This is a genomic window from Allocatelliglobosispora scoriae (assembly GCF_014204945.1).
In the GTDB taxonomy this organism is placed as follows: Bacteria; Actinomycetota; Actinomycetes; order Mycobacteriales; family Micromonosporaceae; genus Allocatelliglobosispora; species Allocatelliglobosispora scoriae.
Genome location: NZ_JACHMN010000003.1, coordinates 2,068,687 through 2,091,089 on the forward strand (window position 1 = coordinate 2,068,687; position 22,403 = coordinate 2,091,089).

Genomic DNA, 22,403 nt, shown 5'->3' on the forward strand with positions numbered 1-22,403 from the left:
TCCGCCGTCACATTTTGCAGCAAAGCCCGCCTATTCATGCATGAATAGACGGGCTTTGCTGCAAAACATGAAGAGATCACGAAGGTTCAGTCATTGCGGAGCAGCTCCATGCCGAGGCGGGTGAGCTGATGGACCATGCGGTTGCGGTCGCGGTGGCTGGTGATCAGCCGGGCGTCGCGCAGGATGGTGGCGTGCTCGCTCGCCGACGCGACGGAGATGGCCGCCCGGCGGGCCAGATCGCTGGTCGTGGCACCGGTGCCGATCGCGTAGAGCATCGCCGACCGGGTCTGCCCGATCAGGGGGCCGAGGCTGCCGTTCTCCTTCGCCTCGACGGTGACGATGGTGCCGGGCGGCCGCTCCACCGGATAGATCAGCACCGGTGGCAGCTCCGGGTCGAAGAGCGTGACCGGCTGGACGAGGTTGAAGTAGGACGGGATGAGGGTCAGGCCGCGACCGCCGAGGTGCACCTCCTGGTCGCGGTGCGCCGGGACGCGCAGCTCGCCGCCGGAGTAGGAGGCCATCGGCCGAAGGCTGTTGAGCAGCGCCTCGACGCCGCCGTTCATCATCTCCCGCATCCGCTGGCCGCGGTCGCGGTCGATCGCCGAGTCGATCCGGGGCTGGTGCGGGGCGATCGCCAGCGAATGGAAGGCCCGCATCGAGTCGGTGAGCCGCTTCAGCGCCGCCGGCTCGCCCCGGACCAGTTCGGGGATGCCCGGCGGCAGCTTGCTGTTGCGCTCGGCGAGCCGCCGCAGATCGCGGCCCAGCATGGGGATCGGGGTCGAGCGGATCGCTTCGAGGCCGTACTCCAGTCCTCGGGCGGACTCGGCCGGGGTGAGGAAGTCGGGGTAATAGCCGATGGTCGGGCTCAACGCGAGCAGCAGCCGGAGCTCGTCGCGGGGCACCTTCGCCTTCAGCTCGGCCAGGCTCGTCTGCCGCCACTCGGTGAAGAGGAGGTCGCCCTGCTGTCGGCGGAGCATCTGCAGACCCATGATCATTTCCCAGCCGGGGTCCGGCTGGGACGCGATGCGCGTACGGGCGATGTCCTCGGAGGTGAACACGATCCGCAGCATGAAACCCCTCCCCGTCGAAGTGACGTGACTCTACCGCCAGGCGGCTACAACTGGTCAGACGCTGATGATGCCGCAGCGGATGCGCCGAGGGTCCACTATTTCCCACGGGCCGGGGCGCCCTCGCCCGCATGTTACCTATGCGTAGCATCGGGTCATGCAGTTCCTCGTCGATCGGGGCACGGACCGGCTCGCCGTTCGCCGCCACGACAATCCGCGGGCGGACACCGTCATCGTGATCTTCCCGGCGATGGGCGTCCCGGCCGGCTACTACGACCGTTTCGCCGCCGCCCTGGTCGGGGCGGGCTACGAGGTGGCCGTCGCCGACCTGCGCGGCACCGGGGACAGCACGCCCCGCCCCACCCGCGCCTCCGCCTACGGGTACGCCGACCTCGCCGACGACGTGGGCGCCGTCCTCGAATCGCTGGCCGACCGGCGGGCCGGACGCCGGACGCTGCTGCTGGGGCACTCCCTCGGCGGGCAGGCGTGCGTTCTCCGGCTGGCCCGGTCGAGTGCCTCGGTCGACGGGCTGGTGCTGATCGGCGTCGGCCTGCCCTACTGGCGGAGCTACGACCGCCGGCGCCTCGGCGTCTACGGATTCACCCAGGCGATCGCCGCCACGAGCGCCCTGCTCGGCATCTGGCCCGGCTGGGGCTTCGGCGGCAGGCAGGCGCGCGGGGTGATCCGGGACTGGGGACACACGGCTCGCCACGGAGTGTTCCCCGGCGGGCTCGGGGAGGAACGGCTCGCCGGGATCTCGGTGCCGGTGCTCGCCATCAGCGTCGACGACGACCGGTACACGCCGCCGTCGACCACCGACCACCTGACCGCGAAGCTGACCGGATCCGTGGTGACCCGGCACCATCTGAGCCGGGACGAGGCCGGTGTCGCGCTCGACCATTTCCGCTGGGTGAAGGCCGGATCGGCGATCAGCCGCCGCATCGACACCTGGCTGGGCGACCGGGTGATCGCCGACTGACCCGAGGGCTGCGGCCTTCGGCCGGGTCGGCATATCGTGCGAGGATGCCCGACATGGTGCGTCGCATGCTGCTGGTCGGAGGTGCCGCATTGGCCCTCATCGGTTTCGTCCTGGGCCTGAGCTCCATCGCCCTGCCGTGGCTCGACATCGATGTGGTGGCCCGGGTCGACCTCATCGGCTTCTCCCGCCAGCAGCACGACTCCAAGCCCGTCTTCGCCCTCGACGGCGGCGCCTGGTTCTTCGTCGTCCTGATGCTGCTCTTCCTGCTTGTCCTCGCCGCCACCCTCACCTCGGGCGCGGTCTCCCGCCTCCTCGGCGGCGCCGGCATGGCGCTCTCGGTGGCCGGCCTCGCGGTCGTGGTCGCGATCTGGCCCGACACCGATGCCGGAGACTCTTCCGTGGTCTCCGCCCTGGGCTTCGCCCAGGCCCAGACGGAGCTGACGGTGGGCGTGGGCGCCGTCCTGGCCCCGATCGCCCTGCTCATCCTGGGCGCCGCGGCCCTCCTGATCGGCCTGGGCGGCGGCATCGGCGACTGGCTCCGCCGAGTAGTGGCCGCAGCCGCCGCGTAACCCCAAAAATTCGCGTTGATCAAGGGAAGACTCGCCGCACATCGGACACCCGAGATGGTGAGTCTTCCCTTGATCAACGCGAATTTTTCAGTGGGCCGTGGACACGGTGGCGGGGAGGGGGCGGGAGCGGTGCTGGGCGCGCAGGCGCAGGAGGTACGCGTGGGCGTACTCGCAGATGACGGCGTGCTCGTAGACGGCCCTCGGGACGTCCAGCGTGCTGTCGACGCGGACCATCACGCCCGCCGGGGACCAGGTGCGGAACGTCGGGTCGCCGGTGATCGTCGACAGCACCGCCATGACCGACTCGTCCAGGCGCAGCGAGTGCACCGCCCGCCTGTACTCCTCGCTGCTCAAGCACAACGCGAACGGGATGTTCATCAGGCACAGCGCGGTCTGGATGTCCAGGCGCAGCCACCGCCTGGCCCCCGGCGACACGTCGATCGGCGGCACGGTCAGCATCGAGCAGTCCAGCTCGCCGATGGGCTTCGCGGCGAGCGGGCGCCCACCGGCGGCGACACCGAGCGAGATGAGCACGTCGTAGACGTTGATGTCGTGCTCGATCACCGCCCGGTTGCCGAGGTCCGCGATCGACGTCGGGCGCAGCGCCACCTCGGGCAGGCCGGGCAGCCCGGCGTTGCGGGCGGCGAAGACGAGCAGGTTGGTCTCGATGATGAAGTGCCGGATCAGCATCGTCGCGGCCTCCGGCGAGACGAAGCGGCGGATGAACCAGACACAGAGGCGGTCCATGGTGGCGTGCGCGGTGAACTGCACCGGGACGACCCGCTTGACGATCACGATGAGGGCGACGGCGAGCCGGGACACCACCCGCGTGACGGGGTAGAGCCAGCGGCGGGACCAGCCGCGCTGGTCGCGTACCACCATCCGGAGCGTGCCCGGGTCGAAGGGCAGGGCCGGGTCGGACAGGATGGCCGACCAGACCGTCGGTTCAGGCCGCATCGTCGACCTCCGCGAGCTGCATGGTGTAGAGCCGGGCCACGACGGCGGCCGTGCGGACGATCCGCTCGGCGCGCGGCCGGTCGATCAGCCCGGAGCGCAGCAGCGCCCGGAGCTGCTCGAAGTGGTCGTCGTCGTTGGCGCCGTGGTAGCGCAGGAACCGCACCTGGTCGTCGCCGAGATCGAGCTGCTCCTGCAGCCGCCGCGCCCAGCCGAGCGCCTTCGCGGTGCCGAGGCCCTCGATGACGAACATCGCGCCGAGCAGGTCGACCGGGTCGGGCTGGCTCGCCTGGTGGAACATGAAGGCCGACAGCGCCTCGGAGCCGATGTTCTTGCGCGCGCCCCGGATCTCGGCGAGGGTGCCGCCGACGGCGCAGAAGTCCTCCTCCAGCAGCTGGTAGTCGCGGTGCTCCTCGGCGGCGTGCCGGATCGCGGCGCTGCGCAGTTCGAAGAGGTCGACGGAGAAGTTCGAGGCCGCCCGGGAGATCCACCGGCCGCCCTCGACGACCTGCTGCCGCAGGTGCAGCAGCAGCGCCTGGTAGTCGCCGAGGGTCGCGGTGCCGGTCTCGATCCGGCGGATCAGCGGTACCTTCGCCAGGCGCCGCTCCAGGTCGCTCCAGACGTGAGCCAGCTCCAGCACGGTCCAGCGGACCACGCCGTTGTCGTCGGCGGCGGGTTCGCCGAGCGGGGAGGGCGTCTCGACCGGCGCCGCGACAGCGAGCGGTGCGCCAGAAGGCGACGGTCCGACGCAGGTCAGCAGCGCGAACGCGAAGGTGAACCGGCCCGACTCGGGCACGATCAGCAGGATCTGCTCACCGGGCTGGAAACGGTCGGTCTGCCAGCACTCCTCCAGCATGACGAAGATGCTCGCCGCGCCGGTGTTGCCCCGGGTCTGCAGGTTGCTGAACCACTTCTCCTCGTCGATCATCAGGTCGGCCTCGCGGAGCAGCCGGAAGATGTCGGCCTTGAAGTGCTCGGCGCTGTAGTGGCACAGCACATGGTCGATCTGCGCCGGGTCGAACTTGCCGGCCCGAACCAGGGCGACGAACTCGCGCAGCCCGACCTGGAAGAGCCCGGGCAGCGCCCGGACGTCCTGGCGCAGGCGGAGCATGCCGTCGGCCTCCGCCTGCGCCACGCTGGGCTGGTCGAACCAGGTCCGGCCGACCTCCGCCACCGGGCCGTCGAGCCCCGCCCGCATGCAGACGGGGTGCTCGTGGGCGTAGGAGACGGTGTGCACCCAGTCGACCCGCAGGCTGGTCCGGTCCGGCCTCGGCTCGGCCTCCAGCACCACCGCGCCCGCGCCGTCGGAGAGCGTCCAGCGCAGGAACTCCGCGTCGAACGTGCTCCGACTCCCCGTGGCGAAACGGCGAGCGGTGAGGGTCCTGCTGACGAGTTCCGATCCGACCGCGACGGCCATGTCGTGCTCGCCGAGGCGTACCGATGCGGCTGCCGCCTTGAACGCGGCCATGCCGGAGGCGCAGACGCCCGAGGAGGAGAGCAGCTCCATCGGACCGCCGCCGAGGCGGCCGTGGACCATCGAGGCGAACCCCGGGACCAGCAGGTCGCCCTGAGTCGTGCCGGTGGCGAGCATGCCGACCTCGTCGATCGTCACGCCCCGGTCCTTGGCGGCCCGCTCGACCGCCTCGGCGGCGAGCTCCTCGTTGAGCATCGTCGTGGTGCCGTCGTCGTCGATGGCGTAATGCCGGGTCCGGATGCCGTTGGCGGACAGGACCCGGGCCCGCGAACCCGGCGCGTCGTGCTGCGCGCCGAGCCGGCGGGCGATCTGCTCGTTGTCGACCGGCTCCCCGGGCAGGAAGGCGCCGCAGCCGGTGATGTAGATGTCGCGCGTTTCAGCCATGCCCCTATCCAGCCACCGCGAGGGCCGGGGCGGATCCGCGCGCGGGCTCAGATCCGCCGGGGGGTGCTACTCAGGTCGACCTACTCAGTCCTCGGCGTCCAGGCCCTGCTCGATGGCGTATCGCACCAGCTCCACGCGGTTGTGCAGCTGCAGCTTGCCGAGCGTGTTCTGCACGTGGTTCTGCACCGTGCGGTGCGACAGCGTGAGCCGCTCGGCGATCTGCCGGTAGGCGAGGCCCTTCGCCACCAGCCGCAGCACCTCGGTCTCCCGCTCGGTCAGGGTGGGCGCGCCCGCCCCGCCGCGCGGTGCGTCGGCCATCCGGCGGAACTCACCCAGCACCAGCCCGGCCAGGCCGGGGGTGAAAACAGCATCACCATCGGCGGTACGCCGGACCGCCGCCAGGAACTCCTCGCGCGCCGCCGACTTGACCAGGTATCCCGCCGCGCCCGCCTTGACCGCGTCGAGCACGTCCTGCTGCTCGCCACTGGCCGAGAGCACCAGGATCCGCGGGCAGACCCCGAGCAGCCCCCGGATCACGTCGACCCCCGACATGTCGGGCAGGTGCAGGTCGAGCACGACGACATCGGGACGGGCCGCACCGGCCACCCGGACCGCCTGGGCGCCCTCGCCCACCGCCGCGACCACGTCGTAACCCGCCTCGGCGAGGTCCCGGGCCACGCCCTCGCGCCACATCGGGTGGTCGTCGACGACCATCACCCGGGTCGCCCGCTCCTGACCTGTCATGACCGGGAGCCTAGCGGCCCGGCCGGGACATGCCGAAGTCGCGGACCCGCATCTCGACCTCGACGCCCTGCCCGGGCGCGCTGGTGATGGCGACCTCGCCGCCCAGCTCGCGGATGCGTCCCCGGATCGACTGGGCGACACCGAGCCGCCCCGCCGCCTCGGCCTCGGCGAGCCGTTCCGGAGCCATCCCGACGCCGTTGTCGCGGACCGTCACGGTGACCTCGCCCCGCTCCTCCTCGACCAGCACCCACGCCTTCGCCCCCGGCCCGGCGTGGGCGCGGACGTTGTCGAGCGCCCCGGCGACCGCCGCGGCGAGCTCGGTGGCGGTCGCCCGGCCCAGGATGACCGGCGTGGCCGGGGTGGCTATCTCGACATCGGTGGTCGTCATCGGCCGCAGCAGTTGCCGCAGGTCGACCAGCCCGGCCCCGGCGCCCGCCTCGACCGGCCCGAAGCCGACGAGGGCACGCAGCGTCGCCTCCTGCTCCCCGGCGAGCCGTCCCAGCTCGGCAGCCTCGCCGCCCAGCTCCGTACCGCGGCGCTGGACGAGCGCGAGCACCTGGAGCACGCCGTCGTGGATGCCCCGGGCCAGCCGTTCCCGCTCGCGGGTCGCCGCCTCCAGCTCGACCGCGTGCTGCATCCGGGCCTCGGCGGCGGCGGTGACGTGGGTGAGGTAGCCGACGGCGAACCCGGCGAGCAGCAGCAGGACGGTGCCGTTGAAGACCGACTGGTTGACGGTGCCCCGGACGCTGAGGTCGAGTGCGCCGAGGAAGAGCGCCGTCGCGACGGCCCACCGGCGCCCGCCGAGGATGGCGCTCGCGAGCACGGGACCGGCGACCCACGCCATCGTCAGCGTCGACGCGCCGGACCGCAGCGCGGCGGCGGGGATGACGAGCTGGCTGGCGAGCAGGCAGGCCGAGGTGACGGTGAGGTCGGCGGCGACGAGCGGCCAGCCGCGCCGTTCGGGGGAGGAGTACCCCCAGACCGAGACGCCGGTCCAGGTCACCATCACGCCGAAGATCATGAAGCCCAGGACCGGGCGGGTGAAGGTGGCGTAGTTGCTGATCGTGAGCACCGCGGCGTACCCGAGGGAGGCGATGCGGAACGCGCCGATGGCCCGCCACAGCGGAGTCTCCATGCTCACAAACAATGATCATGGCATGAACTGTCACCGTGGGGCAACCACGCGTGATCGTTGCAGCATGGACCACAAGGGACACTTGACACCGTCAATGGTTCCTGGCAAGGATATGCCCCGGGTCACATAGAAGGGGTCGCACTTATGAATCTTCGTTCTCTCCAGGCGGCGGGGGCCGCGGTCCTGCTCGGCGCGGCGATGAGCGTGGTCGCGTTCGCCACCCCCGCCAGCGCCGGCTGCGCCCGCGGGTATTACGACTGGGACAAGCTGCCGGTGGGCAAGCTCTTCGACGGTTCCAACGTCAACATCCGCACGGGCCCGTTCCTCAGCTGCGGCGTCGTCGGCACCGGGCAGCTCAGCCACTCCGTGGACTTCTGGTGCTACACCACCGGTGACACGGTCACCCGCAACGACGAGACGATGCGCACCTGGACCTTCGTCCGCGACACGACCAACGGCGCCACCGGCTGGGTGGCGGACCTGTTCCTGGACTACAACGGCAGCGGCTACTCCTGCTGACCGCCGCGACGGGCCCGGCATCCCGGGCCGGGCCCACGGCGCGGAGTAGAGTCGGCGACCATGTCCGACCTCCCAACAGCGACCGTCGTCGAGATCTATACCGACGGGGCGTGCAGCGGCAACCCCGGCCCCGGCGGCTGGGGAGCGCTGCTGCGCTACGGGGCGCACACCCGTGAGCTGTTCGGCGGGGAGCCGGAGGAGACGACGAACAACCGGATGGAGCTCATGGCGGCCATCCGGGCGCTGGAGAGCCTCAAGCGGCCGGTCTCGGTGCGGCTGCACACCGACAGCACCTATGTTCGCAGCGGGATCCTGAGCTGGCTCGCCAAGTGGAAGAGCAACGGCTGGCAGACCTCGGCGAAGCAGCCGGTGAAGAACGCCGACCTGTGGCGCCGCCTGGAGGCCGCGGTCGAGCGGCACGAGGTCGAGTGGCTGTGGGTCAAGGGGCACGCCGGCGACCCGGGCAACGAGCGCGCCGACGCGCTCGCCAACATGGGCGTCGAGGAGGCGCGCGGCGCGTTGAGTCGAGCACGCTGACCTACGCGCGCGATCACGGCCGGAAGCGGATACTGAGGGGCATGAGTACGGTTCAGCCTGATCGGTCGCCGTTCACGCAGCTTGACCAGATGTCGCAGGAGATGCGGGACTCCGTCATCGCCGCCCTCGACGGGATGGCCGCCGACCCCCAGATCCAGCGGGTACGCGCCAGAGCGCTCGACGCCCTGCGCCCCGCACCCGGCCAGCGGCTCCTCGACGTGGGCTGCGGCGGCGGGGAGGTGGCCCGGGGGCTCGCCGCCTACGCCGCACCGACCGGTCACGTCACCGCCGTCGACCTCGCCGAGGCGGTGGTGGAGATCGCCAGGTCCCGTGACGACGGCAGCCACGTCACCTACGAGGTGGGCGACGTGCAGAAGCTCGGATACCCCGACGGGTCGTTCGACGGGGCGCGGACGGAACGCGTACTCCAGCATGTCGCCGACCCCGACGCTGCCGTCGCCGAGCTGGTCAGGGTGACCAGGTCCGGTGGCCGCGTGTGTTTGATCGACACCGAGTGGGACTCGCTGCAGTTCGACGGGCTGCCGCTGGAGCTGGTCGGCGCGATGCGGCAGACGCTGCTCGGCGGCGTGATGCTGCACCACACCGACATGGGGCGCACGCTGCGGCGACGGCTGGTCCGGGCGGGGCTGACCGAGGTGGCCTGCGAGCCGGTGCCGCTGTGGTGGACCGATCCGGCGAAGGCCGCGGTCGTGCTGCCGATGGTGAGCAGGCACCTGCCGAAGAAGGCCGGGATCATCCCCGCCGAGCTGCAGAAGAGCTGGTTCGAGGCGGTCGACGAGGCGGCGGGCCGCGACGAGTTCCTGGCCCACCTGACCATCTGGGTCGCCGTCGGCGTCGTCCGCTAGCTCGCGCGGGGCCGCGCTCAATAGCACCAACTCTTCAAGAGTTGGTGCTATTGAGATTCAGGCGGCGGTGAGGGTGCGGCGGGGGGCGCGGAGGCCGAGCAGGCGGCGGCCCGCCGCGAGCAGGTGATCGCGGAGCGTGGCGTCGTCGAGGTGGGTGAGCATCGGCGACGACGCCGTGCAGGCGATCCCGGACAGCGCCAGGCTCGCGTTGACCTCCCCGGCCGGGCCGGGATCGGCGGCGGCGAGCAGGGTGAGCGGCTTGCCGAAGAGCTCCGCGATGTCGGGGTGGGTGCTGAGCGCGTGGCCGACCCCGGGGTCGGTGCCGACGATGCCGATCAGCTCGCGGTGCCGCACCGTCATGTCGACGAAGCCGACCAGCAGCGCGTCGGCGCGGGCATGCGGCGTGCGCAGCGACTCGGCGTAGGCGATGAGGTCGCGCAGCTCCTCCAGCGCGGGCTGGAGCACCGCGGTGAGGATGTCGTCGCGGGTCTTGAAGTGGTGGTAGATCGCCGCCTTGGTCACGCCGAGGTTGTCGGCGATCATCTGCAGCGACGTCCCCGCGAAGCTGTGCAGGGTGAACAGGCGCAGGGCGCAGTTGAGCAGGCGGTCCCGGGTGTTCTCACGGGTGATCATCTCGCCTCCCTCCTGCCGGTTGATTCACTCTAGGTACGGGCCTCATTCACGTCAAAGGTATCCGATCGCCGTGGTGATCTCCTAGCCGATCGTAAAGTTAATCACTAGCCGATCGGCTTGTGAATGCCTTTACGATCGGCTAGCTTCGGCCTGTAGGCGGCGGACTCCATCGAGCAACGTGAACTGCGTGTTTCGGTCCGGTGTCGGCCCACGACCCCTTCCTTGGAGTGCATTCATGGCCACGCTGCTCTACCGCATCGGGAGCTTCTCGTTCCGCCGGAGATGGCTCGTGACGAGCGTCTGGGTGCTGCTGCTGGCGCTGCTCGGCGTCGGCGCGGCCACGATGTCCGGCAAGACGTCCAACGAGTTCTCCATCCCCGGCACCGAGGCGCAGCAGGCCATCGACCAGCTCCGCGACAGGTTCCCGCAGGCCAACGCCGGTGGCGCGACCGCCCGCGTCGTCTTCGGCGCCCCGGCCGGCCAGACCGTCGCCGACCCGGCCAACCAGGCGGCGATCGCCGCGGTCGTGCAGCGCCTCGGCGGCGTGCCGCAGGTCGCCAACGTGCTAGACCCGTTCACCGCCAAGACGATCTCGCCGGACGGTCACTACGCGTTCGCGCAGGTCACCTACAAGGTGCAGGGGCCGCAGCTCACCGACGCCGACAAGGACGCGCTCTTCGCGAGCGCCCAGCCGGGGCGTGACGCCGGGCTGGTCGTCGAGTTCGGCGGGGACGCGCTGCGAGCCAACCCCGAGACCGGCATCGTCGAGGTGCTCGGTGTCGCCATCGCCGCCCTGGTGCTGATCATCACCCTCGGCTCGCTGATCGCGGCCGGGTTGCCGCTGCTCACCGCCGTCGCGGGCGTCGGCGTGGGCGTCGCCGGGCTGCTGCTCGCGGCACGCTTCGTCGACATCAACGCCAACAGCCTGATCCTCGCGGGCATGCTCGGCGTCGCGGTCGGCATCGACTACGCGCTCTTCATCGTCTCTCGATACAGACACGAGTTGACCCTTCGCAGCGACCCCGCCGAAGCGGCCGGGCGGGCCGTGGGCACCGCCGGCTCCGCCGTGCTCTTCGCCGGGCTCACCGTGATCATCGCGCTCGCCGGGCTCACCGTCGTCGGCATCCCGATGCTCGCCAGCATGGGCCTGTCGGCCGCCGCGACCGTCGCGGTCGCCGTCCTCGTCGCGCTCACCCTGCTCCCGGCGCTGCTCGGCTTCGTCGGTCCGCGCATCGCCAAGGGCAAGCTCTTCGGCCGCAGCACCCCGGACCCCGAGTCCGACTCCGGCCCCACCCCGATGGGCGAGCGCTGGGTGAAGTTCGTCGTCAAGATGCGCTGGCCGGTGCTGGTCCTGGCGCTGCTCGGCCTCGGTGTCGTCGCGATCCCCGCCGCCGACCTGCGCCTGGGCCTGCCCGACGACGGCATGGCCGCGACGGACACGACCCAGCGCAAGGCCTACGACATGCTCAGCGCCGGCTTCGGGCCGGGCTTCAACGCGCCGCTCACCCTGGTCGTCTCGACCAACGGCAAGGACCCGCAGGCCACGATCGGCGCCGTCGCGGGCACGCTGCAGAAGGTCGAGGACGTCGTCTACGTCAGCCCGCTGGGGGTCAGCCCCGACGGGGGTACGGCGCTGCTCGCCGTCATCCCGAAGGAGGGCCCCAACGCGGAGTCCACCACCGACCTGGTCAACACGATCCGCGACCAGTCCGGTGAGATCAAGACGGCGACGGGTGCCGACATCGCGATCACCGGTCCGACGGCGCTCAACATCGACGTGTCGCAGACGCTCAACGACGCGATGCTGCCCTACCTCGGTGTCGTGGTCGGGTTGGCGTTCCTGCTGCTGATGCTGGTGTTCCGGTCGATCCTGGTGCCGCTGAAGGCGACCGCGGGCTTCCTGCTGAGTGTCGCGGCGACCTTCGGCGCCGTGGTCGCGGTGTTCCAGTGGGGCTGGCTGAGCAGCGTCTTCGGGGTCAAGGAGACCGGGCCGATCATGAGCATGCTGCCGGTGCTGCTGATCGGCATCCTGTTCGGGCTCGCGATGGACTACCAGGTGTTCCTGGTGACCCGGATGCGGGAGGAGTTCGTGCACGGTGCGGACGCGCAGGCGTCGATCGTGGCCGGGTTCCGGCACGGCGCCCGGGTCGTCACGGCCGCCGCGATCATCATGATCAGCGTGTTCGGCGGGTTCGTCTTCTCGGGGGAGCCGCTGATCCAGTCGATCGGGTTCGCGCTCGCGTTCGGGGTGCTCGTGGACGCGTTCATCGTGCGGATGACGCTGGTGCCCGCGGTGATGTCGCTGCTGGGCCGGGCCGCCTGGTGGCTGCCGAAGTGGCTCGGGCGCATCCTGCCCAATGTGGACGTCGAGGGCGAGAAGCTGCAGGCCAAGGCGCCCGCTGTCGTACCGGTCGAGGTTCCCGCCGCCGTGTCGGACGACGTGCCCGTGCGGGCGCGCTGACCGATCGCGATGGTTCACCCGGCGCGGCGCCACCTCGCCGCGCCGGGCCGCCATGATCGCCGCAACTCTTCAAGAGTTGCGGCGATCATGGTCGCTGCCGGAGGTCTCCGCTGCTGCTGCGGGGCTCCGGCACTGACCAAGATCGGATTGTTTCGCGGAAGTAGTCCCCTCGGAGCGTGCCGGTAGGGCCTGTTTCCGGGAAGAAGCACGACCTTGCGCGGCGGTAGGGCGCGATCACCGCCGTGCCGCGGCACGGCACGGCGCGTCCCCCTAAGGGCTCTCAGCGAGAGATCAGGGAAGCCTCGGGTCGGCGCCTGATGCGCGATGAGCGGCGGGACGTTTACGGTGACCCGGTGACCCTGATCTCTACCGCATCGCTGACCAAGCGCTACGCCAACGGCGTGGTCGCCCTCAGCGACCTCACGGTGGACGTGCAGCCCGGCGTGGTCGGTCTCGTCGGCGCCAACGGTGCCGGCAAGTCCACCCTCATCAAGATCCTCCTCGGCCTGGTCGAACCGACCACCGGCAGTGCGAAGGTGCTGGGCCTCGACCCCGCCACCGAAGCCGAGAAGATCCGCGCCCGGGTCGGCTACATGCCGGAGCACGACTGCCTGCCACCCGACCTCGCCGCCGCCGAATTCGTCACCCACATGGGCCGGATGAGCGGGCTGCCCAAGACCACCGCCCGGGAACGCGCCTCCGAGGCCCTGCGCCACGTCGGCCTCTACGAGGAGCGCTACCGGCAGATCGGCGGCTACTCCACCGGCATGAAGCAGCGGGTGAAGCTGGCCCAGGCGCTCGTGCACGACCCGGACCTGCTGCTGCTCGACGAGCCGACCAACGGCCTCGACCCGGCCGGGCGCGACGCGATGCTGGGCCTGATCCACCGGATCGGCTCCGAGTTCGGCATCTCGCTCATCGTCTGCTCGCACCTGCTCGGCGAGGTCGAGCGGATCTGCGACTCGCTGATCGCGATCGACGGCGGCAGGCTGCTGCGGGCCGACACCGTCGCGGGCATGACGACCGCGCGCGACGTGCTCGCCGTCGAGGTCTCCGAGGGCACCGAGCAGCTCGTCGCGCACCTGACCGGGCTCGGCCTGCCGGTCACGGTCGACGGCCACCTGATCCTGGTGCCGCTCGCCGACGACGCGACCTACGACCGGATCCTGGGCGCGGTCGCCGCGCTGGATCTGCCGCTGCACCGCCTCGACCAGCGCCGCCACCGCATCGCCGAACTCTTCCAGACCGCCGCTCCGGAGGCCACCCATGTCTAACCCCGACATCGCCAGTGGGGTCATCCACGACATCGGCTACCAGCGCTATTCGGGGGTCCGGCTCGGCCGGGGGTACGCCGCCCGCTCCCTCTACGTCCACGGTGTCCGGACGGCGTTCGGATTCGGGCGCAGCGCCAAGGCGAAGATCTTCCCGTGGTTCGTCGTCGCGGTGATGCTGCTCGTCGCCGTGATCCTCACCGCGATCCGCTCCCTGCAGGGCGAGGTGGTGCTCGGCTACACGGCGTTCCCCGATGTGATGAGCCTGCTCACCGTGCTCTTCTGCGCGATCGCCGGTCCCGAGCTGGTGTCTCGTGATCTGCGCACCGGCGTACTCCCGCTGTATTTCAGCCGACCGCTGGCCCGCAGCGACTACGCGCTGGCCAAGTGGGCGGCCCTGGTGACCTCGGCCTGGCTGCTGCTCGCGGCACCGCTGGCGGTGATGTTCTTCGGCGGGGCGTTCGGCGTCGCCGACATGGGCGAGTTCTGGACGGAGCTCGGGCACTTCCTCGCCGGTCTCGGCTACGCCGGGGTGCACGCGCTGCTCTTCGCGTCGATCGCGATCCTGATCGGGTCGCTCTCGGGCCGGCGGGCCGTTTCGGCGGCGATCATCGCGGCGTTCTTCCTGCTCGCGACCGCCGTCTTCGGCATCATGGCCTCGCTCGGCTTCGCCACCGAGAACACGACGCTCACCGAGCTGTCCCTGCTCTTCAGCCCGCCGACCCTCGCGCAGGGGGTGGAGCTGTGGTTGTTCAACCCGCGCCCGGAGGACCTCGACCTGAGCATCGGCGACTTCGGCCCGGTCTACGGCCTGGCCTGGCTGGGCTTCACCCTCCTGTCCGTCGCCCTGCTGCTGCTCCGTTACAGGAAGGTGGCCCGATGAGCGTCGAGCTGCAGACCGTGTCCAAGTGGTACGGCAACGTCGTCGCCGTCAACGACGTGACGATGACCCTCAACGCGGGCGTCACCGGGCTGCTCGGCCCCAACGGCGCCGGCAAGACGACGGTGCTGCACATGATGGCCGGGTTCCTGCCGCCCTCGCGCGGCAGCGTGCTGATCGAGGGCGAGCCGTCCTGGCGCAACCCGGCGATCTACGCCAAGCTCGGCCTCGTCAGCGAACGCGAGGCGGTGCACGGCTTCCTCACCGCGTGGGAGTTCGTGCTCGCCAGCGCCAGGCTGCACAAGCTCGGCGATCCGAAGGCGGCCGCGAAGCGGGCCCTGGCGCTGGTCGAGATGACCGACGCGCAGGACCGGCGGATGGAGACCTACTCCAAGGGCATGCGCCAGCGCACCCGGGTCGCCGCCGCGCTCGTGCACGACCCGTCGGTGCTGCTGCTCGACGAGCCGTTCAACGGCATGGACCCGCGCCAGCGCCTGCACATGATGGAGCTGCTGCACGGGATGGGTGCCGACGGGCGCACGGTGCTCTTCAGCTCGCACATCCTGGAGGAGGTCGAGCAGGTCAGCGGCACCGTCCAGGTGATCGTCGCGGGCCGGCTCGCCGCCTCGGGCGACTTCCGCACCATCCGGCGCCTGATGACGAACCGGCCGCACGTCTTCACGATCAAGTCCAATGACGACCGGCGGCTCGCCGTCGCGCTGATGGGGCAGGCCTCGGTCAGCGGCGTCGAGCTCGACCCGGCGCTGGGCCTGACCGTCCGCGCGGCCGACTACGGCACCTTCACCCGGGCCCTGCCCAAGATCGCCCTCGGCGAGGGCATCCGGGTCGAGCGGATGCTGCCGACCGACGAATCCCTGGAGAGCGTCTTCTCCTACCTCGTGGCTGCCTGAGAAGAGTCGACATGAACCTCACCATCGCCTCGATCACCCTGCGGGGCCTCTTCGGCCGCCAGCGGTTCCTGCTGCTCCTGCCCCTGCCGGTGCTCCTCGTCGCGCTCGCCGCGCTGGCGCAGTCGCTCGGCGCCGACCCGTCCGACTGGGGCGGCCCGGTCATCGTCGGCCTCGGCCTCGCCGTGGTACTGCCGGTGATGACGCTGATCATCGGCACCGGCGTACTCGGGTCCGAGATCGACGACGGGACGATCGTGCACATCCTCACCAAGCCGATCGCCCGGCGGGAGATCATCCTCGCCAAGCTCGCCGTCGCGGTCCTCGTCAGCGCCGTCGTCTCCGGGCTCGCCCTCTTCGCCACCGGGCTCATCGCCGGGTCGACGAAGCTCGCGATCGGGCTGCTCGCCGGTGCGGCGCTGGGGTCGCTCGCCTACTCGGCGCTCTTCCTCGCGCTCAGCCTCGTCACCCGGCGGCCGGTGCTGGTCGGGCTCGTCTACGTGCTGATCTGGGAGGGCATCCTCGGCAACGCGATCAGCGGGACCAAGGTGCTGTCGATCCAGAAGTACGTGGAGGCCGTGGCCGACAAGATCGCCGGATCGGACGTGCTCAACGGGGTGGTGTCGCTCCCGCTGGCGCTGATCATGGCCGGGGTCTTCACGGTCGGCGCGACGCTCCTCGCGATCGACCGGCTGCGCTCCTTCAGCGTCGCCGGCGAGACCTCCTAGCCCTCCACACCCAAGATCGCCGCAACTCTTGAAGAGTTGGTCCTAAACCCCGTTAGGACCAACTCTTCAAGAGTTGCGGCGATCTTGGGTGCAACGCTTTCGTTACCCGTGCTTAAGGCTTCGGGGCAGCGCGCGACGACATCGATGGATAGCCTCCGGTCAGTGGATCACGGGGATCCACTGACGACTCTTAGCACGGGGAGGTTTCTATGAGTCGGTTATATCGTCATGCCCTGGTGGGCGCGCTGACCGTGGTCATCGGTGCCGTCGGCGCGGTGGTGGCGCCCGCGACGCAGGCCCAGGCGGCAGCACCCGCCGACCACGTCCTCTACTGGAACGACGTTCTCCTGCGCACCTACCGGCAGGTCGGCGGCGCACCGACCCCGCTGGCCCGGGCCGGTGCCATGATGCACGGCGCCATCTACGACGCGGCCAACTCGGCCACCTGCCGCCTCGGCGAGGCGGTCTTCCCGGTCGCCGACACCTGCATCGCCAAGCGCTACCTGATCAAGGCTCCGGGGCAGAACGGCGACTTCAACCCGGTGCTCGGCTCGGCCATCGACTACGCGGCGGTCACGGTCCTGCGGTCGGTCTTCCCGACCGTCAACTTCAACGCCGACCTCGCCACCGCGCAGACCGGCACGACGAGCTCGGCATCGCAGTCCGAGGGCGTCACGATGGGCAAGCAGGCGGCGAACGCGATGATCGCGGCGCGGGTCAACGACGGCTCGACCAACACCACCGCCTACACCCCCGGCACGGTGCCGGGCGCCTGGCGGGAGACGGGTTCCGGCTCGGCCGCCACGCCCAACTGGGGACTGGTCAAGCCGTTCGGCCTGACCACCGGTGCCCAGTTCCGCCCGCAGACGCCGGCCGGCTTCACCACCTATCCGACCCTGCTGGCGAGCTCCGCTTACGCCGCGCAGGTCAACGAGGTCAAGGACCTGGGGTCGGCCACCTCGACCACGCGGACCGCGCTGCAGACTCAGATCGCGTGGTTCTGGGCCAACGACCTCAACGGCACCTACAAGCCGCCGGGCCAGCTCTTCGCGCACACCCAGATCGTCGCCAAGGCGAAGGGCCTGAACCAGCGCTCCAACGCCCGGCTCTTCGCCCTCGTCGGCTTCGCCATGGCCGACGCCGCGGTCGCGGCCTGGGACGCCAGATACCAGACCAGCATCGACCTGTGGCGGCCCGAGTCGGCGATCACGCTCGCCGACACCGACGGCAACGCGGCGACGGTGAAGGACGCTGCCTGGCAGCCGCTCTCCGCCGACACCGCCGGGGTGCACTTCTCGCCCCCGTTCCCGGCCTACGTCTCCGGCCACGCCACCTTCGGCGCGGCCTGGGCCGGTGCGATGAAGGCCTACTTCGGCACCGACACCTACACGTGGACGGCGACGACGGAGGACCCGCACGCGGTCGGGGTCACCCGCACCTTCACCACCTTCACCGCTGCGGCGACCGAGAACGCCCGCAGCCGGGTCTACCTCGGCGTGCACTACCAGTGGGACGCCGACTACGGCATGGCGGCCGGCAGCAGCGTCGCGGCGTACCAGGCGACGAAGCTGCTGACGCCGTGGAGCCTCTACCAGCACTACGCCGACGCGAGCTCCTGCCAGGACGAGGGCGGCAACCTCGTGCTGCAGGGCCTCTACACGGAGTACAAGTGCGAGGTCTTCGTCAACGAGAGCGCGGATCTCTACGTGCGCTGACCGATGACGCGGCAGGCCGCCCGGATCCCGGGCGGCCTGCCGCACTCTCAGGGGTAGGGCAGTGTGCGCGGGCCCTGGGTGCGGGCGCCGAGGGCGTGGACGCGGTCGCGGAGCCCGCGGTCGGCGGTGACCACGACCACCTCGCCGGACTCGGCCCGCCTCGCCGCCACCAGGGCCACGATCGCGTCGTCGCCGGAGTGCGGGGCCGGCTCCACGCGTACCGAGCCGATGGTTTCGACACCGCGGGCCGCGCCCTCCACGACCAGGACGACCTCCAGCGGGCCGGGGAGGTCCGGCAAGCCCGCGGCCGCGAGCGGGTCGATAGCGTCCCGCAGCCGCCGCGCGGCACCGCGGCGGTCGCGCCACCAGCCGTCGGGCACGGAGCCCACCACGTTGGCGGCGTCGACCACGAGCAGCGTCAGCACCGGATCATTCTCGGCTATCGGGTGGATCGGCCCAGCACGACGCGGCCGACCAGCGCCAGCAGCCCCGGCACGATGGTCGGGATGAAGCCCGTGACCGTCGCGACCTCCATCGCGCGCTTGGCGTAGTGCGCCTTGTTGCGGACGACGAGAACGACCGCCGTCGCCGCGGACAGGACGGCCACCGCCTGGCTGATGACGAAGACCGTGAAGAGGAACGTGAAGCCGGTGCTCTCACCGTCGACCGCACCGCCCGGGTCGGCGATCACGTCATAGGCGGTCGGCGTCAGCAGCACCGCGATCAGCGCCATCAACACCGTCGTCGCGGCGAGGACATAGGTGGCGAGGCGGTTGGGGCTCATCGAGGCCATGCGGGTCTCCTGGGGCTCATCGGGACACTGGCCGCTCCGCGTCCGGAACCGGCACAAGGGTGATGCCCGGCGAAGCCGACCGCCAATCGACCCCCCGTGTCACGTTTTGCAGCACGGCGTGGCCTCGGTGCGAGAAATGGGCACGCTGTGCTGCAAAACGTGACAGCGGGCGGGGCGGGGAAGGTCACGGTGCGGGTGCCGGGTCGGCCCACGTAAAGTGTGACGGTGAGTGAGATCGACACCGACCGGCCCGAGATCGACCCCGCGCGCCTCGAGATCTGCCTGAGCGTACTCGCGGAGGCCGGTGAGCTGCCCGGCGAGCACCCGCACGCGGTGGCGCTGCGGATGGCGACCGCGCAGCTGTTCAAGGCGGTGAAGAAGCAGCGCCGGGCCGACCGGCGCGAGGCGGTGGCGGCGGCCGACAAGGCGGTGATCGCGGCGACGGCGACCGGTGCGCCGGGGCGCATCGACGACGAGACCGCCGGAGTGCAGCTCACCACGCAGACCGTCGGCTCCACGGCCGGGTTCCTGATCAAGTCGCGGCCCTGCTACATCTGCAAGCAGCACTTCCGCGAGGTGCACGCCTTCTACCACCAGCTCTGCCCGACCTGCGCCAAGCTCAACTGGGAGCGCCGCGAGGCCCGCGCCGACCTGTCCGGCAAGCGCGCGCTGCTCACCGGCGGCCGCGCCAAGATCGGCATGTACATCGCCCTGCGGCTGCTCCGCGACGGCGCGCACACCACGATCACCACGCGCTTCCCCAACGACGCCCTGCGCCGCTTCCAGGGCATGCCCGACAGCGCCGACTGGCTCCACCGGCTGCGCATCGTCGGCATCGACCTGCGGGACCCCGCGCAGGTGGTCGCGCTCGCCGACTCGGTCGCGGCCCAGGGGCCGCTCGACATCCTGATCAACAACGCGGCCCAGACGGTACGCCGATCGCCCGCCGCCTATTCGCAGCTCGTCGCCGCCGAGTCCGCGCCGTTGCCGGACGGGCCGCTGCCGGAGCTGATCAGCTTCGGTCACTACACGGGGGAGAGCCCGGCCGCCGCCGCGATCGGGTCGATGCCGCACCAGCGGATGGCACCCGAGCTCGTCACGGCGCTCGCCCTGACCACGGGCGGTGCCTCGCTGGAGCGGATCGAGGCGAACACGGCGATCGACGCCGGCGGGCTCGTGCCCGACCTGCACCACACCAACAGCTGGGTGCAGCACGTCGACGAGGTCGACGCCGTGGAGCTGCTGGAGGTGCAGCTCTGCAACGTGACCGCACCGTTCGTGCTGGTCAGCAGGCTGCGCCCGGCGATGGCCGCGTCGAGCGCCCGCCGGAAATACATCGTCAACGTCTCGGCGATGGAGGGCCAGTTCGGCCGGGGTTACAAGGGGCCGGGCCATCCGCACACCAACATGGCGAAGGCGGCGCTCAACATGCTCACCCGGACCAGCGCGGGCGAGATGTTCAGCACCGACGGCATCCTGATGACGAGCGTCGACACCGGCTGGATCACCGACGAGCGCCCGCACCCGACCAAGATCCGGCTCGCGGACGAGGGCTTCCACGCCCCGCTGGACCTCGCCGACGGCGCGGCCCGGGTCTACGACCCGATCGTGCGCGGCGAGCTCGGGGAGGACGTGCACGGCTGCTTCCTCAAGGACTACGCCCCGATCGCGTGGTGACCGGAGCGCACGACGGCGAGGGGCGCGGCCGGGCCGCTGCGCGCTACCGTGGCAGCCGACGCAGCCGACGATGGGGGAGCAGATGACGACGCCGATCCTCGGCACCCGGCCCGATGCGCCGGCCCCGCGCGTCACGACGATCCTGGCGATCTCCGGCTCGCCGTCGCCGACCTCCAAGACCGCGCGGGTGCTGAGGCACGTCGCCGACTCGCTGCCCGGGCTCACCACCTGCGACGTGCGCATCCTCAAGGTCCGCGACCTCTCGCCGGAGGTCCTGCTCGGCGCCGATCCGAACCACCCGGAGATCCTCGCCGTCCTCGAGGCGATCCGGGCGGCCGACGGGGTGATCATCGCCACCCCGGTCTACAAGGCCGCCTACAGCGGGGTGCTGAAGGCACTGCTGGACCTGCTGCCGCAGTTCGCCTTGGAGGGCAAGGTGGTGCTCCCGCTCGCCACCGGCGGCACCATCGCGCACGTGCTCGCCATCGACTACGCGCTGCGCCCCGTGCTGAACTCCATGGGCGCCACGCACGTCGTGCCGGGCTTCTTCATCCTCGACAAGCTCATCACCGAGCACGAGGACGGGATCGTCATCGAGGAGCCCGCTCAGACGCTCCTCGACGGCGTCGTGCGGGCTTTCGTCACCGCACTGCGCACCTGATCCCGCCCTCCCGTCTCCTACTCGCTGGGCGGGGGCAGGATGCCGTTCGCCATCGCCGCGGTGACCGCCGCCGTGCGGTCGTGCACGCCGAGCTTCTCGAAGACGTGCACCAGGTGCGTCTTCACCGTCGTCTCGCTGATGTGCAGGGCCCGGCCGATCTCCGGATTGGACATTCCCGTCGCCACGTGCCGCAGCACCTCCGCCTCGCGGGGGGTCAGCGCCGGGAGGGCGCCGGTGCGTACCTTGCGCATCAGGGTGGCGGCGACGGAGGGGGCCACCACCGACTCCCCCCGGGCGGCGGCGCGTACGCCGTCCACCAGCTGCCGCCGCGGCGTGTCCTTGAGCAGGTAGCCGATGGCACCGGCCTCGACGGCGGCGAGGATGTCGGGCTGCGCGTCGTAGGTCGTCAGCACCAGCACCCGCGACAGCCGCGCCGAGGTGATCTGCTTCGTCGCGCGTACCCCGCCCATCCCCGGCATCCGCAGGTCCATCAGGACCAGGTCCGGTCGCAGCTTCGCCGCTGCGGCGACCGCCTCCTCACCGGAGCAGCACCTCGCGGCCACCTCGATCCCCGGCTCGCTCATCAGGATCGCGCCCAGCCCTTCCCGGACCACGACGTGATCGTCTGCCACGACGACGCGTACCGACATCATTGCCTCCCCATGATCGGCAGCCGGAGGCGGACGGTCGTGCCCGCCCCGGGTGCGCTCTGAACACTGAGCTCGCCACCGGCCTGGGCGACGCGGCGCCACATCCCGGCCAGTCCGAAGCCCTGACCACGGTCGTCGTCGGCGGTGAAGCCGCGGCCGTCGTCGCTGATCTCCAGGGTGACCTCGGTGTCACCACGGGAGAGCCGTACGTCCACCCGGCTCGCGCCGGAGTGCCTGCCCGCGTTGGCGAGCGCCTCCTGCGCCGCGCGGAGCAGCGTCACGTGCTGCTCGTAGGGCAGGTCCGTGCCGCCGGAGGCGCTGAAGGTGGCGGTCACCCCCCGTTCCCGGCCGAACCGGCGGACCAGGGTGCCGAGGGTCGCGGGCAGCGTCTCCGGCTCCGGGTCCCCGGCCGCGAAGGTCGCGACCATGGTCCGGGTCTCGCGCAGGTTCTCCCGGGCCGTCCGGGCCGCGCTCGCCAGCCGCCGCCCGCATGCCGCCGGATCGGTCGCGAGCTCGACCTCGGCGGCCTGGATGAGCAGCAGGATGCCCGCGAAGCCCTGCGCGAAGGTGTCGTGCAGCTCCAGCGCGATCCGGTCCCGCTCGGCGAGCACGCCGGCGTCGTGGTGGGCCCGGCAGAGCGACGAGAGCTCGGCCGGGCCCATCCATCGACCGGAGGATGCGGGCCTCCATCCACCGGAGGTGGTGCTGGATCGGGTCACACCACGATCCTGTGGGGAGACGATTCGTTCTGTCCCGCCCGAGCGTGTTCGGGCTTGTTCGGCTTTGTTCGAGCCGTGT

The 22,403-nt window shown here is 71.0% G+C and carries 23 protein-coding genes; 13 read left to right on the forward strand and 10 right to left on the reverse strand.

Features of this window, described 5'->3' with window-relative positions; genetic code table 11:
* Positions 1–86 precede the first annotated feature (86 nt).
* Positions 87–1,070, reverse strand: a complete 984-nt coding sequence (locus F4553_RS35440; RefSeq protein WP_184845314.1) for an ArsR/SmtB family transcription factor — start codon at positions 1,068–1,070, stop codon at positions 87–89.
* Between the two features lie 154 nt (positions 1,071–1,224).
* Here F4553_RS35440 and F4553_RS35445 point away from each other — a divergent pair, with 154 nt between their 5' ends.
* Together F4553_RS35445 and F4553_RS35450 are read left to right on the forward strand one after the other, a co-directional pair.
* On the forward strand, positions 1,225–2,046 hold the full coding sequence (locus F4553_RS35445; RefSeq protein WP_184845315.1) for an alpha/beta hydrolase family protein: 822 nt from the start codon (positions 1,225–1,227) through the stop codon (positions 2,044–2,046).
* Between the two features lie 53 nt (positions 2,047–2,099).
* Complete coding sequence (locus F4553_RS35450; protein WP_221470611.1) at positions 2,100–2,615, forward strand: hypothetical protein; 516 nt, start codon at positions 2,100–2,102, stop codon at positions 2,613–2,615.
* An 87-nt stretch (positions 2,616–2,702) separates the two neighbouring features.
* Here the strand turns inward: F4553_RS35450 and F4553_RS35455 are convergent, their stop codons facing one another.
* The 4 genes from F4553_RS35455 to macS form a co-directional block, all read right to left on the reverse strand.
* Positions 2,703–3,572: a DUF6999 family protein gene (locus F4553_RS35455; RefSeq protein ID WP_184845317.1), complete on the reverse strand. Its 870-nt coding sequence runs from the start codon at positions 3,570–3,572 to the stop codon at positions 2,703–2,705.
* A complete protein-coding gene (locus F4553_RS35460) occupies positions 3,562–5,427 on the reverse strand; it encodes a 3-oxoacyl-[acyl-carrier-protein] synthase III C-terminal domain-containing protein (RefSeq protein ID WP_184845318.1) in 1,866 nt (621 codons plus the stop codon). Before F4553_RS35460 ends, F4553_RS35455 begins: the two co-directional genes overlap by 11 nt.
* A gap of 84 nt (positions 5,428–5,511) precedes the next feature.
* Positions 5,512–6,171 carry a response regulator gene (locus F4553_RS35465; protein ID WP_246467569.1) on the reverse strand — a complete coding sequence of 220 codons (660 nt, stop codon included), beginning with the start codon at positions 6,169–6,171 and terminating at the stop codon, positions 5,512–5,514.
* Between the two features lie 10 nt (positions 6,172–6,181).
* A complete protein-coding gene (gene macS / locus F4553_RS35470; protein ID WP_184845319.1) occupies positions 6,182–7,306 on the reverse strand; it encodes a MacS family sensor histidine kinase in 1,125 nt (374 codons plus the stop codon).
* 144 nt (positions 7,307–7,450) lie between these two features.
* Here macS and F4553_RS35475 point away from each other — a divergent pair, with 144 nt between their 5' ends.
* From F4553_RS35475 to F4553_RS35485, 3 genes are read left to right on the forward strand one after another with little or no spacing between them, the layout of a single operon-like run.
* Positions 7,451–7,825, forward strand: a complete 375-nt coding sequence (locus F4553_RS35475; RefSeq protein WP_184845321.1) for an SH3 domain-containing protein — start codon at positions 7,451–7,453, stop codon at positions 7,823–7,825.
* A gap of 60 nt (positions 7,826–7,885) precedes the next feature.
* Entirely contained in the window at positions 7,886–8,362 is a 477-nt protein-coding gene (rnhA, locus tag F4553_RS35480) for a ribonuclease HI (RefSeq protein ID WP_184845323.1), read from the forward strand.
* Between the two features lie 41 nt (positions 8,363–8,403).
* The gene (locus F4553_RS35485) at positions 8,404–9,228 is read left to right on the forward strand and encodes a methyltransferase domain-containing protein (protein ID WP_184845325.1); all 825 of its coding nucleotides are present in this window, start codon (positions 8,404–8,406) and stop codon (positions 9,226–9,228) included.
* Positions 9,229–9,285: 57 nt separating this feature from the next.
* On the opposite strand, the gene F4553_RS35490 is transcribed toward F4553_RS35485, so the two are convergent.
* Positions 9,286–9,861, reverse strand: a complete 576-nt coding sequence (locus F4553_RS35490; protein WP_184845327.1) for a TetR/AcrR family transcriptional regulator — start codon at positions 9,859–9,861, stop codon at positions 9,286–9,288.
* Between the two features lie 235 nt (positions 9,862–10,096).
* Here F4553_RS35490 and F4553_RS35495 point away from each other — a divergent pair, with 235 nt between their 5' ends.
* The 6 genes from F4553_RS35495 (at position 10,097) to F4553_RS35520 (ending at position 17,824) form a co-directional block, all read left to right on the forward strand.
* Positions 10,097–12,322 carry an MMPL family transporter gene (locus tag F4553_RS35495; protein WP_184845329.1) on the forward strand — a complete coding sequence of 742 codons (2,226 nt, stop codon included), beginning with the start codon at positions 10,097–10,099 and terminating at the stop codon, positions 12,320–12,322.
* A gap of 353 nt (positions 12,323–12,675) precedes the next feature.
* Positions 12,676–13,596 (forward strand): ABC transporter ATP-binding protein, encoded by a 921-nt coding sequence (locus F4553_RS35500; RefSeq protein ID WP_184845331.1) that lies wholly within the window; start codon positions 12,676–12,678, stop codon positions 13,594–13,596.
* Complete coding sequence (locus F4553_RS35505) at positions 13,589–14,476, forward strand: ABC-2 transporter permease (RefSeq protein WP_184845332.1); 888 nt, start codon at positions 13,589–13,591, stop codon at positions 14,474–14,476. The genes F4553_RS35500 and F4553_RS35505 overlap by 8 nt, the downstream gene beginning before the upstream one ends.
* Positions 14,473–15,384 carry an ABC transporter ATP-binding protein gene (locus F4553_RS35510; protein ID WP_184845334.1) on the forward strand — a complete coding sequence of 304 codons (912 nt, stop codon included), beginning with the start codon at positions 14,473–14,475 and terminating at the stop codon, positions 15,382–15,384. The genes F4553_RS35505 and F4553_RS35510 overlap by 4 nt, the downstream gene beginning before the upstream one ends.
* Before the next feature lie 11 nt (positions 15,385–15,395).
* Positions 15,396–16,109, forward strand: coding sequence for an ABC transporter permease (locus tag F4553_RS35515; RefSeq protein WP_184845336.1), 714 nt, complete (start codon positions 15,396–15,398; stop codon positions 16,107–16,109).
* A 209-nt stretch (positions 16,110–16,318) separates the two neighbouring features.
* Positions 16,319–17,824 carry a vanadium-dependent haloperoxidase gene (locus F4553_RS35520; RefSeq protein ID WP_184845338.1) on the forward strand — a complete coding sequence of 502 codons (1,506 nt, stop codon included), beginning with the start codon at positions 16,319–16,321 and terminating at the stop codon, positions 17,822–17,824.
* A 47-nt stretch (positions 17,825–17,871) separates the two neighbouring features.
* On the opposite strand, the gene F4553_RS35525 is transcribed toward F4553_RS35520, so the two are convergent.
* Together F4553_RS35525 and F4553_RS35530 are read right to left on the reverse strand one after the other, a co-directional pair.
* On the reverse strand, positions 17,872–18,249 hold the full coding sequence (locus F4553_RS35525; protein WP_312875514.1) for a PIN domain-containing protein: 378 nt from the start codon (positions 18,247–18,249) through the stop codon (positions 17,872–17,874).
* A 14-nt stretch (positions 18,250–18,263) separates the two neighbouring features.
* Entirely contained in the window at positions 18,264–18,617 is a 354-nt protein-coding gene (locus F4553_RS35530) for a hypothetical protein (protein WP_184845340.1), read from the reverse strand.
* Between the two features lie 225 nt (positions 18,618–18,842).
* Here F4553_RS35530 and F4553_RS35535 point away from each other — a divergent pair, with 225 nt between their 5' ends.
* Positions 18,843–20,294 (forward strand): SDR family NAD(P)-dependent oxidoreductase, encoded by a 1,452-nt coding sequence (locus F4553_RS35535; protein WP_312875515.1) that lies wholly within the window; start codon positions 18,843–18,845, stop codon positions 20,292–20,294.
* A gap of 82 nt (positions 20,295–20,376) precedes the next feature.
* Positions 20,377–20,955 carry an NADPH-dependent FMN reductase gene (gene ssuE, locus F4553_RS35540; protein WP_184845342.1) on the forward strand — a complete coding sequence of 193 codons (579 nt, stop codon included), beginning with the start codon at positions 20,377–20,379 and terminating at the stop codon, positions 20,953–20,955.
* Positions 20,956–20,972: 17 nt separating this feature from the next.
* Here ssuE and F4553_RS35545 read toward each other — a convergent pair whose 3' ends face one another.
* Entirely contained in the window at positions 20,973–21,605 is a 633-nt protein-coding gene (locus F4553_RS35545) for a response regulator (protein WP_184845344.1), read from the reverse strand.
* Complete coding sequence (locus F4553_RS35550; RefSeq protein WP_184845346.1) at positions 21,605–22,267, reverse strand: sensor histidine kinase; 663 nt, start codon at positions 22,265–22,267, stop codon at positions 21,605–21,607. The genes F4553_RS35545 and F4553_RS35550 overlap by 1 nt, the downstream gene beginning before the upstream one ends.
* Between the last annotated feature and the right edge of the window lie 136 nt (positions 22,268–22,403).

Bases quoted from the DNA above. Each gene is read 5' to 3' on its own strand.
- F4553_RS35485 (WP_184845325.1), top strand. From the start codon at position 8,404: ATGAGTACGGTTCAGCCTGATCGGTCGCCGTTCACGCAGCTTGACCAG.
- F4553_RS35520 (WP_184845338.1), top strand. From the start codon at position 16,319: ATGAGTCGGTTATATCGTCATGCCCTGGTGGGCGCGCTGACCGTGGTC.
- F4553_RS35550 (WP_184845346.1), bottom strand. From the start codon at position 22,267: ATGGGCCCGGCCGAGCTCTCGTCGCTCTGCCGGGCCCACCACGACGCC.
- F4553_RS35445 (WP_184845315.1), top strand. From the start codon at position 1,225: ATGCAGTTCCTCGTCGATCGGGGCACGGACCGGCTCGCCGTTCGCCGC.
- ssuE (WP_184845342.1), top strand. From the start codon at position 20,377: ATGACGACGCCGATCCTCGGCACCCGGCCCGATGCGCCGGCCCCGCGC.
- F4553_RS35455 (WP_184845317.1), bottom strand. From the start codon at position 3,572: ATGCGGCCTGAACCGACGGTCTGGTCGGCCATCCTGTCCGACCCGGCC.
- F4553_RS35440 (WP_184845314.1), bottom strand. From the start codon at position 1,070: ATGCTGCGGATCGTGTTCACCTCCGAGGACATCGCCCGTACGCGCATC.
- F4553_RS35465 (WP_246467569.1), bottom strand. From the start codon at position 6,171: ATGACAGGTCAGGAGCGGGCGACCCGGGTGATGGTCGTCGACGACCAC.
- F4553_RS35460 (WP_184845318.1), bottom strand. From the start codon at position 5,427: ATGGCTGAAACGCGCGACATCTACATCACCGGCTGCGGCGCCTTCCTG.
- F4553_RS35490 (WP_184845327.1), bottom strand. From the start codon at position 9,861: ATGATCACCCGTGAGAACACCCGGGACCGCCTGCTCAACTGCGCCCTG.
- F4553_RS35450 (WP_221470611.1), top strand. From the start codon at position 2,100: ATGGTGCGTCGCATGCTGCTGGTCGGAGGTGCCGCATTGGCCCTCATC.
- F4553_RS35495 (WP_184845329.1), top strand. From the start codon at position 10,097: ATGGCCACGCTGCTCTACCGCATCGGGAGCTTCTCGTTCCGCCGGAGA.
- F4553_RS35545 (WP_184845344.1), bottom strand. From the start codon at position 21,605: ATGTCGGTACGCGTCGTCGTGGCAGACGATCACGTCGTGGTCCGGGAA.
- rnhA (WP_184845323.1), top strand. From the start codon at position 7,886: ATGTCCGACCTCCCAACAGCGACCGTCGTCGAGATCTATACCGACGGG.
- F4553_RS35475 (WP_184845321.1), top strand. From the start codon at position 7,451: ATGAATCTTCGTTCTCTCCAGGCGGCGGGGGCCGCGGTCCTGCTCGGC.
- F4553_RS35515 (WP_184845336.1), top strand. From the start codon at position 15,396: ATGAACCTCACCATCGCCTCGATCACCCTGCGGGGCCTCTTCGGCCGC.
- macS (WP_184845319.1), bottom strand. From the start codon at position 7,306: ATGGAGACTCCGCTGTGGCGGGCCATCGGCGCGTTCCGCATCGCCTCC.
- F4553_RS35530 (WP_184845340.1), bottom strand. From the start codon at position 18,617: ATGGCCTCGATGAGCCCCAACCGCCTCGCCACCTATGTCCTCGCCGCG.
- F4553_RS35510 (WP_184845334.1), top strand. From the start codon at position 14,473: ATGAGCGTCGAGCTGCAGACCGTGTCCAAGTGGTACGGCAACGTCGTC.
- F4553_RS35505 (WP_184845332.1), top strand. From the start codon at position 13,589: ATGTCTAACCCCGACATCGCCAGTGGGGTCATCCACGACATCGGCTAC.